This window comes from Agrobacterium leguminum (assembly GCF_015704895.1).
GTDB classification, from domain to species: Bacteria; Pseudomonadota; Alphaproteobacteria; order Rhizobiales; family Rhizobiaceae; genus Agrobacterium; species Agrobacterium leguminum.
This window is the reverse complement of the sequence record NZ_JADQWB010000014.1, coordinates 95,953-110,622: the sequence shown is the minus strand read 5'-3', so window position 1 is coordinate 110,622 and position 14,670 is coordinate 95,953. Positions and strand designations below refer to the sequence as shown.

The window sequence follows — 14,670 nt, the reverse complement described above, 5'->3', positions numbered from 1 at the left end:
AGCCGTCAAGAAGGGACGATGAAATGAAACGGAAACTTGTTGTCACTGCAGCAGCAGTGCTGGCGCTGGCCGCAGGCGGAGCCGCGGCACTGCTGCTTCCGGCGCAGGCACCAGAGGCAAAGGCTGCCGATCCCCGGACCTTGGCGCCACTGGTCAACCTCGCGACGGCCAGGCTTCCTGGCAATTCGAGCAGCAGCTTTACCGGGACCGTTGGTGCCCGGGTCCAGAGTAATCTCGGCTTTCGCGTTCCCGGCAAGATCGTTGAACGTTTTGTCGACGTCGGGGAGCAGGTAAGCGCCGGACAGCCATTGATGAGGCTTGACGAGACCGATCTTCGCCTTGCTCTGACCGCCAAGCGAAACGCCGTCATTGCGGCACAGGCGACATTTGTCCAAGCGAAAGCCGATGAGAAACGCTTCGCCGTGCTGGTGAAGACCTCTGCCGCCTCGACGCAGCAATATGAACGATCGAAGGCCCTGCTGGATACGGCGACGGCACAGTTGGCTGCCGCTCAGGCTGAGGCAAATGTTGCCGAAAACGAGGCCCGATATACAGTTCTTGTTGCCGATGCAGATGGAACCATTGTCGAGACGCTCGGTGAACCGGGCCAGGTGGTAACCGCCGGGCAGCCGGTTGTCCGGCTCGCAAAGTCTGGTCCGCGCGAAGCGATTGTCTGGCTTCCCGAAACCATGCGTCCTGAAATCGGAGCTCAGGCTTCCGCATCGGTTTATGGCAGAAACGATGCAGAAAAGGCCAAGCTGCGCCAGATTTCCGATTCTGCCGATCAGCAGACCCGCACCTATGAAACGCGCTGGGTGCTCGAAGGGAATGCTGCAAATGCGCCCCTGGGGGCGACCGTCACCATCGAAATCGAGAACAGGGATGTGCAGAATCATGCGGAACTGCCGATAGGCGCTCTGTTGGATGACGGGACGCGGACGGGCGTCTGGGTGATCGATCAGCAATCGTCCGTCGTGAAGTTTCGTGATGTGAAAGTGGAGCGGGTGAGCGAAGAGAATGTGGTTGTCACTAATGTCAAGCCGGGAGAGGAGGTCGTTGCGCTTGGCGCACATCTTCTGAAGGATGGAGCGCAAGTTCGCACCAGCGTTGCTACAAAAGAGGCGGCAAACTGATGAACCTCAATCTGTCCGCCCTTGCGGTTCGCGAACGCGCCGTGACGCTGTTCTTCATCGTCCTTCTGTCGCTTGCCGGCGTCTATGCCTTCGTCAAGCTGGGACGCGCTGAAGACCCCTCCTTTACCATCAAGACGTTGACGGTCACGACTGTCTGGCCGGGCGCAACCGCGCGCGAGATGCAGGATCTCGTTGCCGAGCCGCTGGAGAAGCGCATTCAGGAATTGGCCTGGTACGACCGGGTCGAGACAACGACGCGTCCCGGCTTTGCCTATCTTACCGTCACGCTCAAGGACAATACGCCGCCAAGCGCCGTCGCTGAAGAATTTTATCAGGCGCGCAAGAAGCTCGGCGATGAAGCCAGAAACCTGCCGCAGGGTGTTCTGGGACCGTTCGTGAACGACGAATATTCCGACGTCAGCTTCGGCCTCTACGCTCTCAAGGCGCAGGGCATGCCGATGCGTGATCTCGTCCGGGAAGCCGAAAAGATCAGGCAGGACATGCTTCATGTTCCCGGCGTCAAGAAAATCAATATTCTCGGTGAACAGCCGGAGCAGATATTCGTAGAGTTCTCCTATCAGAAACTCGCCACGCTCGGCATATCTCCTCAGGATATTGCCGCTGCCCTTCAACGGCGCAATACCGTTACGCCCGCTGGTTCGATAGACACGCAGGGTCCGCAGGTGTTCATCAGATTCGATGGCGCCTACGACAGCGTCCAGTCGATCGCCGAGACGCCGATCGTTGCTTCCGGCCGGGTTCTCAAACTGTCGGATATTGCAGATGTCCGTCGAGGATATCAGGAGCCGGCAAGCTATGTCATCCGTCATGACGGCGAGCCTGCCATTATGCTCGGTGTGGTTATGCAACAGGGCTGGAATGGTCTGGAGCTTGGCAAGGCTCTCGAGGAGCGCTCCAGCCGGATCGCACAGTCGTTACCCCTTGGCATAACGCTGACGAAGGTCAGCGATCAGGCTGTCAACATTGAGGCGGCGGTGGGTGAATTCATGGTGAAGTTCGCCATGGCCCTCGGCGTGGTGCTCTTTGTCAGCCTCATTGCGCTCGGCTGGCGGGTGGGCATCGTTGTGGCTCTGGCCGTTCCGCTGACGCTGGCTGTCGTCTTCATCATCATGCTCGAGACGGGGCGCTTCTTCGACCGCATCACGCTCGGTGCATTGATCCTGGCACTTGGCCTGCTTGTCGATGACGCAATCATCGCCATCGAGGTGATGGTCGTGAAGATGGAAGAGGGCATGGACCGCATCAAGGCCGCTGCCTATGCCTGGAGTCACACTGCGGCGCCGATGCTGTCGGGCACGCTTGTGACCATTATCGGCCTGATGCCGGTCGGTTTTGCCGCCTCTGCAGCGGGTGAATATGCGGGCAATATCTTCTGGATCGTCGGTTTCGCGCTGATCGTTTCATGGTTCGTGGCGGTGATCTTTACGCCCTATCTCGGCGTAAAGCTGTTGCCCGATATCAAGCCGGTAGCAGGTGGCCATCATGCGATTTACGATACGCCGAACTACAGACGCCTGCGCGGTGCGATCGAGTTCACCGTCAAGCACAAGTTCCTGACCTGCGCCATTGTCGGCGTCGTCATGGCGCTCTCGGTCGTCGGGATGGGTGCGGTGAAGCAGCAGTTCTTCCCCACATCGGACCGCCCTGAGGTTCTTGTCGAAGTCCGCTTGCCTGAAGGCACGAGCATCGAAACGACGACCGCCACGGTCAAGAAGCTCGAGGCCTGGTTGAAGCAGCAGCCCGAAGCGAAGATCGCGACCAGTTACATCGGCCAGGGTGCGCCCCGCTTCTTCTTCGCCATGGCGCCCGAACTGCCCGATCCTGCCTTTGCGAAGATCGTTGTGCTGACATCTGACGCACATGAGCGTGAGGTGCTGAAACTTCGTCTGCGGGAAGCCGTTGCGCAAGGGCTGGCGCCCGAGGCATTCGTACGTGTCACGCAACTCGTCTTTGGCCCCTACACGCCATTCCCCGTCGAGTTTCGGATCAAAGGTCCGGACGCGGAAGAGCTGTACAAAATCTCCGAGCAGGCACTTGCTCTCATGAGTTCGGTACCTGACGTGAGAAATGCCAACCGTGATTGGGGTAACCGCACACCTGTCGTCCGGTTCGTTCCTGATCAGGATCGGCTGAACCTCATCGGCATGTCGTCCGCCGAGGCTGCCCAGCAGATACAGCTCCTGCTGAGTGGTGTTCCCGTCACGCAAGTCCGCGAGAACATCCGAAACGTTCCTGTCGTGGCGAGAAGTGCCGGTGAAATCCGCCTCGATCCTGCAAGGCTAGCCGACTTCTCGCTCGTGACAAGAGATGGCCGTGCGATCCCGCTCGATCAGATCGGCCACACGGAGGTGCGCTTCGAAGAGCCGATCCTCAAGCGTCGTGACAGAATGCCTGTGGTGACGGTCCGGTCCGACATCAACGAGGCGACCCAACCGCCGGAGGTTTCGCAACAGGTGATGACTGCTCTTCAGCCACTCGTTGCATCTCTGCCTGCTGGCTACACAATCGAGATGGGCGGCAATATCGAGGAGTCCCTCAAGGCGAATACTGCTCTGGTGAAGGTGTTCCCACTGATGATCGCAGCGACCCTGATCGTCATCATCCTTCAGGTACGCAGCCTGTCGACGATGACGATGGTGATGCTGACAGCACCGCTCGGTCTTGCAGGCGTCGTGCCGACCCTGATCCTGTTCAACCAGCCTTTCGGGTTTAACGCGATCCTGGGTCTTATCGGCCTGGCGGGCATCCTCATGCGCAACACGTTGATCCTCACCGAGCAGATCAAGGAGAACAAGGCCGCGGGTCTGGACGACTATCATGCCGTGATTGAGGCTACGGTGCAGCGAACGAGGCCCGTCATCCTGACAGCGCTTGCCGCGGTCCTCGCCTTCATTCCTCTGACGCATTCGGTTTTCTGGGGTTCGATGGCCTACACACTTATCGGCGGAACCGCGGTGGGCACGCTCATCATCCTGCTCTTCCTGCCGGCACTCTATGCTGCATGGTTCCGCATCAAGCCACCCAAGGCAGACATGGATTCGACGGAGCACGGAAACGCGGAAACAGCTCAGCATTCGCTTGCTGCGGAATAGCCAACCCGTCCCTCCGCAGCAGATGATGCTGCGGAGGGATCATACTGCTTGGCGAGAGGTGGCGTGTGTTTTGCGTGCCTACTGGACCCTTCTGGAAGCCATGCCTTCGTCCCGCTTCAATCCTGCCAATGAGGAGGCCTTGACATGAACCCTGTCGTATCCATTTTCAAACATCCTCCGGACGGGGGTAAAGGATATCACCGGGATATGCGCGTCAGGTGGGCTCTCGAGGAAGTCGGCCAGCCTTACACTCTACGGCACCTGACTTTTTCCGAGATGCGCCGCCCCGAATATCTGGAAATGCAGCCATTCGGCCAGATGCCGATCTACCAGGAGGGCGATCTCATTCTTTTCGAATCCGGTGCGATCGTGCTTCACATAGCACAGCGTTTCGCCGGCCTCCTTCCCGATGAAGCGAATGCGCGCTCGCGTTCCATCATGTGGATGTTTGCAGCGGTCAATACGATCGAACCCTGTATCGCCTCTGGCAGCGTTGGTCATCTCAGTCAGCGGCTCCAGCAACTGGGCGATGTACTTGCAGGGAAAGAATGGCTTGAGGGGGCTCAATTCGGCGCCGGTGATCTTATGATGGTAAGCGTACTGCGGCCGCTCAAACACTCGGATATCCTGCTGGATAGCCCAGGCTTGCAGGATTACGTCGAAAGAGGCGAGCAACGATCCGCCTTCCAGCGCGCACTCGGCAATCCCCCAGTGGACAGGCGAACGGCGTGACTTGATGGCATAAGCATCCATCAAACCTGTCACCCGTCAGCCCAGAACTGCCGCATTAACTCGACCGATGTTTCCCGCGTCGAGGCGACTCACCCCACGTGTCGTGTGGGCTGACCATCTGAATCCTCAATTTCTGCAAATACGTTTTATTTCGCTTGCAATCTAACTTAGTTATAGATTACAAACGAAATCTAAATTGATTTCTAGTCCAACGCTAATTTTGGAGAGCGTAGATGTCGACAGACAAGATTGTTGTGGTGACCGGAGCATCCTCCGGTATCGGGCAGGCGACCGTGAGGTTGCTGTCACAGAACGGGTTCAAGGTGTTTGCAGGATCGCGCAATCCGGACAAAAGTGGACCGGTTCCTGGTGTCGAGTACGGACGTCTCGATGTGGACAATGACGAGTCGGTGAGGCAATTCGTCGATTGGGTTCTGTCCCGTTCTGGTCGGATTGATGTCGTGGTGAACAATGCAGGCGTCTCTCTTGTCGGGCCGGTCGAAAGCACGTCGGACGATGAGGCGAAGGCCCTTTTTGAAACCAATGTCTTTGGCCCACTGCGCATGATACGAGCGGTATTGCCCGCGATGCGGCAGCAGAAGTCCGGTCTGATCGTCAATGTCAGCTCGGTTCTCGGCTTCCTCCCCGCACCTTATATGGGCCTTTATGCCAGCAGCAAGCATGCCTTGGAGGGACTGTCTGAAACGCTTGACCATGAAGTTCGGCAATTCAACATTCGCTCCGTCCTGGTTGAGCCGACGTTCACGAGGACAAGTCTTGATGTCAATGCGAAGCAGACGGAGACGCGCATTGATGACTACGCTCATCAATTAGCCAAATCCAATGAGGCCGTTCTTTCCGCCATTAAGACAGCAAGCAGTCCTCAGACCGTCGCTGCCGAAATCATGGCAGCAATCACAGGTCCTCACAAAATGCGCAGGCCGGTTGGAAAACAGGCCACGCTTCTGAGTCGCCTGAAGCGGTTTGTTCCAGCCAAGGCATTGGATAGCGGCATTAGGAAGACGTTTGGGCTCTCCAAGCTGTAAGCATTCGTGGAGCTTGCGCGATACAACCCGCAAAATCGGGCATGCGGCATTCGGAAACTTCATGTCATCTATCGTCATGATGGACCGGGTGCCACAATCGCGCCGACCGCCACGCACACTGCAGCGGTCGGTCGCACTGGCGAGAATATGTTTGTTCGCTCGGACCGACATGGGTCACGGTACTCGCTGTCATTGCAGAGATAAATTGCCGCCAGTCGAATGAGCTCCATCAAAGTCATTATCTAGGTGAAGGGCTGTTTGATTCCGCTCAGGAGCTTAGCCGTAAGCTGAAAACCTGCTCCGCCCTTTAAGGGGCACTGTCCTTGTGATAATTACGAGAAGGCAGTCCAATCAACACGCCACCGGCACCACGATACGCCCCCGCACCGCCCCGTCGAGAAATTTCGGCGCGGTCTCAACGACTTCGGAAAGGGGCACCGTTGTGATCATCTTCTCAAGCTTGCCCATGTCGAGATCGGTGGATAGCCGTGACCATGCTTCCAGACGATCGGGTTTTGGACACATCACGCTATCGACCCCCGCCAAAGTCACGCCGCGCAAGATAAAAGGGGCGACAGAGGCGGGCAAATCCATGCCCGCCGCCAGGCCGCAGGTCGCCACCACGCCGCGATAGCTCATCATCGAAAGCATATTGGCGAGTACGGTGCTCCCTGCAACGTCGATCCCTCCGGCCCAACGTTCCTTGCCAAGCGGCCTTACTTTTCCGGTAAGCTCGGCACGGTCGATCACACAGGCCGCACCGAGCTCGCGCAGATAGCTCGTTTCAGAAGCGCGGCCGGTGACGGCTGCCACGGCATAGCCTTTTGCCGCCAGTAGCGCTGTGGCGACGCTACCGACGCCACCAGCTGCGCCGCTCACGACGATTTCGCCCTTTTCGGGCGTGATGCCATGCCGCTCCAAAGCCAGCACGCAGAGCATCGCCGTATAGCCGGCGGTTCCGACCGCAGCAGCTTGCCGAAAATTGATGCCATCAGGCAATGGCACCAGCCAGTCTCCTTTAACGCGAGCGCGCTCGGCCAATCCACCCCAATGGGTTTCGCCGACGCCCCAGCCATTGAGGATAACCCGGTCTCCGGCCTTGAAGTCCGGATTGTTGCTCTCTGCGACCGTGCCGGTGAAATCTATGCCCGGCACCATGGGGAAGAGCCGCACCACAGGTGCCTTGCCAGTGATCGCAAGCGCGTCCTTGTAATTGAGAGTCGAGTAGGAAACGTCTACCAGCACCTCGCCTTCAGGCAGGTGGGCTTCATCGACGTGTGTTAGTGATACCGTCTGTTTATCGTCGACATTCTCAATCAGGATGGCCTTCACAGCGGGTTCCTTTCAAGGTTGAAGAGATCGGCTTTCAATGAGACTAAAAAACGTCATGGCGAAGCGGCGGAGGGGATCCGGGCGCTGCTCAAGCTTGGCGCGAAGCACTGCACCTTCCCAACCGATCCAGAAGGTCTCGGCAAGGATATCCGCGTTCTGCCCGGGACTGATCGCACCCTCCGCTTGCGCCTGGCGCAGCACATGCGCCGTGCGCGCCTGCCAACCCTCCAGAGTTCCGGTCAGCGCGGCGCGGAAATCGTCTGGCAACGCCCCCATCTCTTGTCCCAGATTGCCGACGAGACAGCCGCGTCTAAAGCCATGACGAGCCATGCCTTCCTCCGCCCTTGCCGTAAAGTCTCGCAGCCGATCGAGGGGTGCCCGTGCTTCCTGGAGAAGGGTTTGGTCGAGCAGCTCAACAAAATAGTCGTTATATGCCGCAACGAGCGCGAGGCCGAAATCGGCCTTGCTGTTGAAATGATGGTAGAAGCAACCCTTTGGCACGCCGGCAGCCTTCAGGATCTCATCGATGCCGACCGCGGAATAGCCCTTCTCGGTGAAGTGCTCGAGCCCGGCTCTTATGAGATTTTGCCGTCTTGTCGATTCCTCCGGCGCAAGACGCGGGCGACCGCGCCTTGGCTTTTGACTCTGGGGGGCTGAGGAAACTTCGTGAGGCATGTCTTTTAATAGACCGATACGTCTATTAAATCAAGACAGGAAACCAGGACTGATCGTCTCGCTTCTTACCGTTGACAGGCCGACGGAGATCACGTGTTTCTGAAACAGGCCTCAGGCACCATTGACCGACAACCCGGCCTACTGGACCCAAACTCGTCTAATTGCGTCGAATGCCGCGATGATAGAAGGATCGCCCATACGCGCTTCGAGGCAAAGGAAACTCAAGGTCGTCGAGAGCTTCACATTGTCCGCGATGACCAGTCCATGAGACTGCTGTTCATGCAGGGCAATCGATTCCCGGCAAAGGCTTAGTCCGACCCCCGTGCGCGTCATGGCGATCATTGACGCTTCCTGATCCACCTGGGCGACAATATGTTGGCGAACGCCAAGATCGGTGAACAGCCGGGCCAGCATCCGGTTATGGACCGATGCGGGTGGGGTGCCGATCCATGGGAGGGAGGCAAGCTGTAACCAATCGGCTCCTCGCACAAAGCTTGCGAGCGATGGCGGAGCGACGACGCAATAGGTCAATTGGGCAAGTGAGCGAGCGTAGAAAAGTGATGCGGTATTCTCTCCAGTGATGTCGGGCGACGGGTCATAGTCCCGTGGGTCACCGAGATAGAAACCGGCGTCGAGCTCGTTGCGCTTGAGCCTCTCCGGCACATCACCGCTCATCCCGTGACGCAGCGTTGTTTCTATGCCCGGTCCGCTTTCAATAAGCGCTTTGAGAAACGCGCCCAGCCGTGTGAATTCGGGATCGATGATCGTGCCGATCCGCAATTTGCCTCGGACCCGCGTCGATAAATTACCGGCCGTCTGACCGAAGTCCGTCAGCGCCGCCAGCACTTGCTCGGCTTTTGCAGCCAACAGCGCACCTTCCTGTGTCAATTCCAAACCCGTCGAGGTCCGCCGGAACAGGGTTAGCCCGGTGTCAGCGGCCAAGCGTTTCAGCTGAAGCGTCACCGCCGGCTGCGTCACATGCAGTTGCTCGGCGGCGCGGGTGACGTTCCCTTCTCGCCCCACGGTAACAAACGCCCGCAATGTTCTCAGATCGATACCTTCCAGCATATTAATTTCACTTATAATGCTCGGTTGAATTTGTCATTGGATTTTACGAGCCAATGTTGGCTATGCATCTAATTAAAGCAGGGAGGGAGCATTGCATGCCACGGCAAAGTGTCCAGTCTTATAATTATGTCGTGTTCCATCGCGATTGGGGGGCAACCCAATGAGGAATGGTGGTTCCGGCGCTTTCCGCGACGTTTTTGACTACATCATTGTTGGCGGTGGCTCCGCAGGCTGCCTGCTCGCCAATCGCCTCAGTCGTGACCCGTCAAAACGTGTTCTGTTGCTGGAAGCCGGCCGCAAGGACGACTATCCATGGATACATATCCCGGTCGGGTATCTTTATTGTATCGGCAACCCACGCACGGACTGGCTTTACAAAACCGAGCCGGACGCCGGATTGAACGGCCGCTCGCTGCGCTATCCCCGCGGCAAGACGCTTGGTGGCTGCTCGTCGATCAACGGCATGATCTATATGCGTGGTCAGGCGCGCGATTTTGACGGGTGGGCAACGGCAACCGGCGATGATGCCTGGTCCTGGCAAAATTGCCTGCCCGATTTCAAGGCGCATGAGGATCATTACCGGCTGGACGATGGCGCGGATCCGAAGACCGGCGACAACAGCCGGTTCTCCGACATGCATGGCCATGGCGGCGAATGGCGGATCGAGAAGCAGCGTCTGAAATGGGACATTCTCGAATCCTTCGCGGAGGCCGCCGTGGAAGCGGGGATTCCGCGCTCCGACGATTTCAACGGCGGCGACAATGAGGGCGTCGGCTATTTCGAGGTCAACCAGCGCTCCGGCTGGCGCTGGAACACATCAAAGGCTTTCCTGCGCCCGGCGCGGAACCGCCCCAACCTGACGATCTGGACGCAATCCAATGTCGAACGTTTGATCCTTGCAAACGAGGCATCCGGTCGCAAACGGTGCATCGGTGTCATGGTTGAGCGCCACGGGCAGAGCGTGGAGGTTGGCGCGCGCGGAGAGGTTATTCTCTCTGCAGGTGCAATCGGATCGCCGCAAATCCTGCAATTATCGGGCATCGGGCCCGCGGCACTGCTGAATCGTCACGGCGTTGAGGTCGAACACGACCTGCCAGGTGTCGGTGAAAATCTTCAGGACCATCTGCAAATTCGTGCAGTCTTCAAGGTCGGTAATGCGAAAACGCTCAATACGCTCGCCAACAGCGTTTTTGGTAAAGCAATGATCGGGCTCGAATATGCGTTGAAGCGCAGTGGTCCGATGAGCATGTCGCCCTCGCAACTCGGTGCCTTCACGCGTTCAGATGAAAGCCAGGCCCATGCCAATCTGGAGTATCACGTCCAGCCGCTCAGCCTCGACGCCTTCGGCGAGCCGTTGCACAACATCCCCGCCTTCACCGCCAGTGTTTGCAATCTCAATCCATCGAGCGTGGGAAGCGTGCGTATTCGCTCTAACAAGGTGTCTGACGCGCCGGCCATTGCGCCGAATTATCTCAGCACGGACGAAGATCGCAGGATTGCAGCCCAAAGCCTTCGGCAGGTCCGTAAGATCGTGTCGCAGCCGGCATTGGCGAAATACAGGCCGGAGGAATGGAAGCCGGGCCCGCAGTTCCAGAGCGATGAGGAACTGGCGCGGCTGGCGGGCGATATCGCCAATACCATTTTCCACCCTGTTGGTACGACCAAGATGGGTCGCGGTGACGACCCCAAGGCCGTGGTGGACAGCCGTTTGAGGTTGCGTGGCGTCGAAGGCCTGCGTGTTGTCGATGCGGGCATCATGCCGAAGATCACAAGCGGCAACACCAACGCACCGACGCTTATGATTGCCGAAAAGGCGGCCGGCTGGATCATTGCCGACGCACACGCATAGAGAATTCTTGGGGAGGTTCAAAGAGATGACATCGACCGCACGTTCCACCCTTCCGCTTTCCGGCGTTCGGGTGGTTGATTTCGGGCAATATATCGCCGGCCCCGCCGTCGCCATGATCCTTGGCGATCTGGGTGCCACCGTCGTGCATATCGATCCCCCCGGCGGCCCGTTGTGGCAGAGCCCCGCCAATGCAACGCTCAATCGCAACAAAGCCATCGTCAACATCGATCTGAAGGTGCCTGAGGGCGTCCAGCAGGCGTTGGCGCTCATCGCGGAAGCCGACATCGTCATCGAGAACTTCCGCCCGGGCAAGCTGGCAGCGCTCGGAATAGATTTTCCAGCGCTCAGGCAGGAACGACCGGAGTTGATCACTCTTTCGATCCCCGGCTTTGCTTCGAACGACGAGGAAAGACGCGAGCTGCGCGCCTATGAAAGCGTTATCGCGGCAAGCTCCGGCGTTTTTACGGATATGGGCCTCAATCGGGTGCTCATGGGCGTCAACCCGTCCTTCTCCCCGCTGCCGCTGGCCTCGGCCTATGGCGCCATGCTGGCGTCGTCTGCAACAGTCCTCGCCTTGCAGGCGCGTGAGCGCACGGGGCTTGGCGATCACATCGAGGTGCCGCTTGCCAGCGCCGTCATGGAAGGACTGTGCTACAACTCGATCAAGATCGAAGGGCTCCCGGATCGGTATATCACGCAGCGCGAGCAGGAAATCGCCCGCCGCCGCGCCGAAGGCCTGCCGATGAACCTGAGCTACGAGGACCTGCAGGAACTTCTGGATCCGTTTTACAGAAGCTACCTCTGCAAGGACGGACGGATGTTTTACGTCGTTTGCCCCAGCCACAAGAACCACGCGAAGCGCTGCCTGCAAGCGCTCGGCATCTACGAAGAGCTCGTGGCCGACGGGCTGACGGAGGAGGAAGATACATACCTTCCGACCTCTGAATGGAAATCCGACGTGTCGCTCGGCGTATACCCGTTGCCCAAGTTCTGGGCCGACAAGATCGCGGCAAGAATGAAGGAGGTGTTCATTACCCGGACCGCCAAGGAGTGGGAGCGCATATTCGGGCGCGGCGGCTTTCCCGGCGCTCCGCAGCGCTGGCTGCAGGAGTGGATCAACGACGACCACGCTGAGACGGCGGGCCTTATGATCGATGTCAAGGACCCGGAATATGGGACCATGATCCAGCCTGGTCCGGTCGTCTGGCTCGAGGAAAGCGGCGCTGAAGCGCTGTCTCCAATGCCCCGGCGGTGGGTCGAGTTTTCGACCGCGTTATCCCTGCTGAAGAATGAGAAGACCGAACTTCCACGCATAACCAATCCCGATGATCGCAGCGGTTGGCTACAGGGCGTTCGTGTGCTCGACCTTTGCAATGTGATCGCCGGTCCGCATTCTGTTTATTATCTGGCACGTTTCGGTGCAGAAGTGATCAAGCTTGATCCTGCCTCGCCTCTTTACGATTGCTGGAATACTGTGATTTTCGGTATGTCGCACATGCGCGGAAAACAATCGGCGCTCATCGACATAAAAGCGCCCGAGGGTAAAAAGGCGCTCGAGGCGCTGATAAAGTCGGTCGATGTCATCGTCTGGAATGCGCCCGACAATCAGATACTCACTATGGGACTTGATGCCGAGACGCTGAAAACGATCAACCCGGATGCCATTTTCTGTAAACTCGACTGCTTTAGCGGCGTGAGCCGTGGCCCGAGGACCGATTATGTCGGTTATGACGACCTGGTCCAGGCAGCGACCGGCATCATGCTCCGTTTCGGTGGCTCGATGCACGAACCGGAAGAACATGCGCATGTCGGTACGATCGACGTTATGTGTGGATTCGGCGGTGCACTGGGGGTTGCGGCGGCCCTTTACCAGAAACTGAGGACCGGCCGGGTTGGTCGCGGACGGACGTCTCTGTCTGCAAACAGTGGGCTCCTCCAGATTCCATTCTCCTATGACTATCGCGGTAGAGGTCTCTTCAACGAACCTGCCGGTCGGGACGTGGCGGGATATGATGCTCTAACCCGCTTTTATTATACCGCTTCCGGCGACTATCTGTTGTTCAGCTCAAATGAGCAGGATGTGCCGAAGCTTGACTGCCTGGACGACTTCAAAGGAATAGCCAGTCTGCCGAAAGACGAACGCGACGCGTTTCTTTCCAATATTTTTGCCGGCGATACCTCTCAATCGTGGTTGGAGAAGCTCCAACGGGAAGGTTTCGGAGCGGTGATTTGTGACAATATCGATGCTTTGAGATCCCGCTATTCGCGGCAAGCCGACGGAACGAACGGTATAGACAGAGGAAGTTATTCCTTCTCCACTTATGCAGACCATCCAAGCGGCCACGTCGTGACGCAGCTTGATCCCTGCGCCATTCGCCCCAGCCGCAGCTCGATCGTCTCTCCGCCACCGGCGGAAAAATACGGTGCCTCAACCGTCAAGGTTCTCGAAGAGGTCGGCTATACGGAAAAAGAGATCGAGAAGCTCCTTGAGGACGGTGTTGCGAGCCAGAGCTGGAGCACGGAGTATCTGCCGAGCTGACAGCAAACGGCGGCTCCGGGTTCTGAGGAGGATACCGAAGTCGCTTTCGACCCGCCGAAGTGCGCGATGGCATTGACGGGTTAGATATTCAACATCGCACCAGGGAGGAAGTGCCATGAAAGAATTCTTCGCCTCGACATGCCTTGCAGCAGTGATGCTGACCTTCGGCGGTTCAGCGCAGGCGGCCGATTGCGGTGATGTCACCATCGCCAGTATGAACTGGCAGAGCGCTGAAGTGCTTGCCAGTCTGGACAAGCTTATCCTGACCGAGGGCTACGGTTGCAACGCCGAAATCATACAGGGCGACACGGTCCCGACGATCACGTCAATGACCGAAAAAGGGCAACCCGACATTGCGCCTGAAGGATGGGTCGATCTTTTGCCCGATGTCGTCAACGCCGGGGTGAAAAACGGAAAGCTCGTGGTCGCGTCGACGGTTCTGACGGACGGCGCGGTGCAGGGCTGGTGGATGCCGAAGTACCTCGCTGACGCGCATCCGGACATCAAGACGATCGATGACGTCCTTAAGCACCCGGAACTTTTCCCGGATCCCGAAGACAAATCCAAGGGCGCGATCCACAATGGTCCGCAAGGCTGGGGCGGAACAGTCGTGACCTCGCAACTCTACAAGGCTTATGGCGGTAAGGCGGCGAACTTCACCCTCGTCGATACCGGGTCCGCCGCCGGTCTCGACGGCTCCATCGCCAAGGCGTATGAGCGAAAGGAGGGCTGGGTTGGCTACTACTGGGCTCCGACAGCACTTCTTGGCAAGTACGAAATGGTGAAGGTCGAATATGGCGTGCCCTATGACGCTGCCGAGTGGAAGCGGTGCAACACCGTCGCCGATTGCCCAGACCCGAAAAAGAACGACTGGCCGAAGGATACCGTACAGACACTGGTGACCAAGTCCTTCTCCGAGCGCGCCGGTGGCGACGTCATGGAATATCTCAACAAGCGTGCCTGGAGCAACGCGACGGTGAACAAGCTCATGGCCTGGATGACCGACAACCAAGCCAGCGGCGATGAGGGTGCAAAGCACTTTCTCAAAGAAAACGAGGCCATGTGGGGAGCATGGGTAACGCCTGAGGCAGCCGCGAAGATCAAGGCTGCGCTCTGATCTCGTCCAAGACGTTGCTGGCGGGTATCGCGCCGGCAACGAGCGGCGCGTGAGGGAACGTGCCTA

General features: G+C 58.2%; 10 protein-coding genes. 7 read left to right on the top strand and 3 right to left on the bottom strand.

Going from position 1 to position 14,670, the window contains the following annotated elements:
- Nucleotides 1-23: 23 nt before the first annotated feature.
- From I3J13_RS18980 to I3J13_RS18965, 4 genes are all read left to right on the top strand, one after another.
- Nucleotides 24-1,133 (top strand): efflux RND transporter periplasmic adaptor subunit, encoded by a 1,110-nt coding sequence (locus tag I3J13_RS18980; RefSeq protein ID WP_059756128.1) that lies wholly within the window; start codon nucleotides 24-26, stop codon nucleotides 1,131-1,133.
- On the top strand, nucleotides 1,133-4,246 hold the full coding sequence (locus I3J13_RS18975) for an efflux RND transporter permease subunit (protein ID WP_196379791.1): 3,114 nt from the start codon (nucleotides 1,133-1,135) through the stop codon (nucleotides 4,244-4,246). Before I3J13_RS18980 ends, I3J13_RS18975 begins: the two co-directional genes overlap by 1 nt.
- A 144-nt stretch (nucleotides 4,247-4,390) precedes the next feature.
- Entirely contained in the window at nucleotides 4,391-4,978 is a 588-nt protein-coding gene (locus I3J13_RS18970) for a glutathione S-transferase family protein (RefSeq protein WP_196379790.1), read from the top strand.
- 233 nt (nucleotides 4,979-5,211) lie between these two features.
- Nucleotides 5,212-6,024: an oxidoreductase gene (locus I3J13_RS18965; RefSeq protein WP_196379789.1), complete on the top strand. Its 813-nt coding sequence runs from the start codon at nucleotides 5,212-5,214 to the stop codon at nucleotides 6,022-6,024.
- A gap of 351 nt (nucleotides 6,025-6,375) precedes the next feature.
- On the opposite strand, the gene acuI is transcribed toward I3J13_RS18965, so the two are convergent.
- The 3 genes from acuI to I3J13_RS18950 all read right to left on the bottom strand — a co-directional run bounded on the left by acuI (nucleotide 6,376) and on the right by I3J13_RS18950 (nucleotide 9,099).
- Nucleotides 6,376-7,356, bottom strand: coding sequence for an acrylyl-CoA reductase (NADPH) (gene acuI, locus I3J13_RS18960; RefSeq protein WP_196379788.1), 981 nt, complete (start codon nucleotides 7,354-7,356; stop codon nucleotides 6,376-6,378).
- Between the two features lie 12 nt (nucleotides 7,357-7,368).
- Nucleotides 7,369-8,031 carry an acrylate utilization transcriptional regulator AcuR gene (gene acuR, locus I3J13_RS18955; protein ID WP_196379787.1) on the bottom strand — a complete coding sequence of 221 codons (663 nt, stop codon included), beginning with the start codon at nucleotides 8,029-8,031 and terminating at the stop codon, nucleotides 7,369-7,371.
- A gap of 138 nt (nucleotides 8,032-8,169) precedes the next feature.
- The gene (locus I3J13_RS18950) at nucleotides 8,170-9,099 is read right to left on the bottom strand and encodes a LysR family transcriptional regulator (RefSeq protein WP_196379786.1); all 930 of its coding nucleotides are present in this window, start codon (nucleotides 9,097-9,099) and stop codon (nucleotides 8,170-8,172) included.
- Nucleotides 9,100-9,259: 160 nt separating this feature from the next.
- On the opposite strand from I3J13_RS18950, the gene I3J13_RS18945 reads away from it, so the two are divergent.
- The 3 genes from I3J13_RS18945 to I3J13_RS18935 all read left to right on the top strand — a co-directional run bounded on the left by I3J13_RS18945 (nucleotide 9,260) and on the right by I3J13_RS18935 (nucleotide 14,604).
- Entirely contained in the window at nucleotides 9,260-10,948 is a 1,689-nt protein-coding gene (locus tag I3J13_RS18945) for a GMC family oxidoreductase (protein ID WP_196379785.1), read from the top strand.
- 25 nt (nucleotides 10,949-10,973) lie between these two features.
- Nucleotides 10,974-13,487, top strand: coding sequence for a CoA transferase (locus I3J13_RS18940; protein WP_196379784.1), 2,514 nt, complete (start codon nucleotides 10,974-10,976; stop codon nucleotides 13,485-13,487).
- A gap of 115 nt (nucleotides 13,488-13,602) precedes the next feature.
- Nucleotides 13,603-14,604, top strand: a complete 1,002-nt coding sequence (locus I3J13_RS18935; protein ID WP_174057399.1) for an ABC transporter substrate-binding protein — start codon at nucleotides 13,603-13,605, stop codon at nucleotides 14,602-14,604.
- Nucleotides 14,605-14,670: the final 66 nt, after the last annotated feature.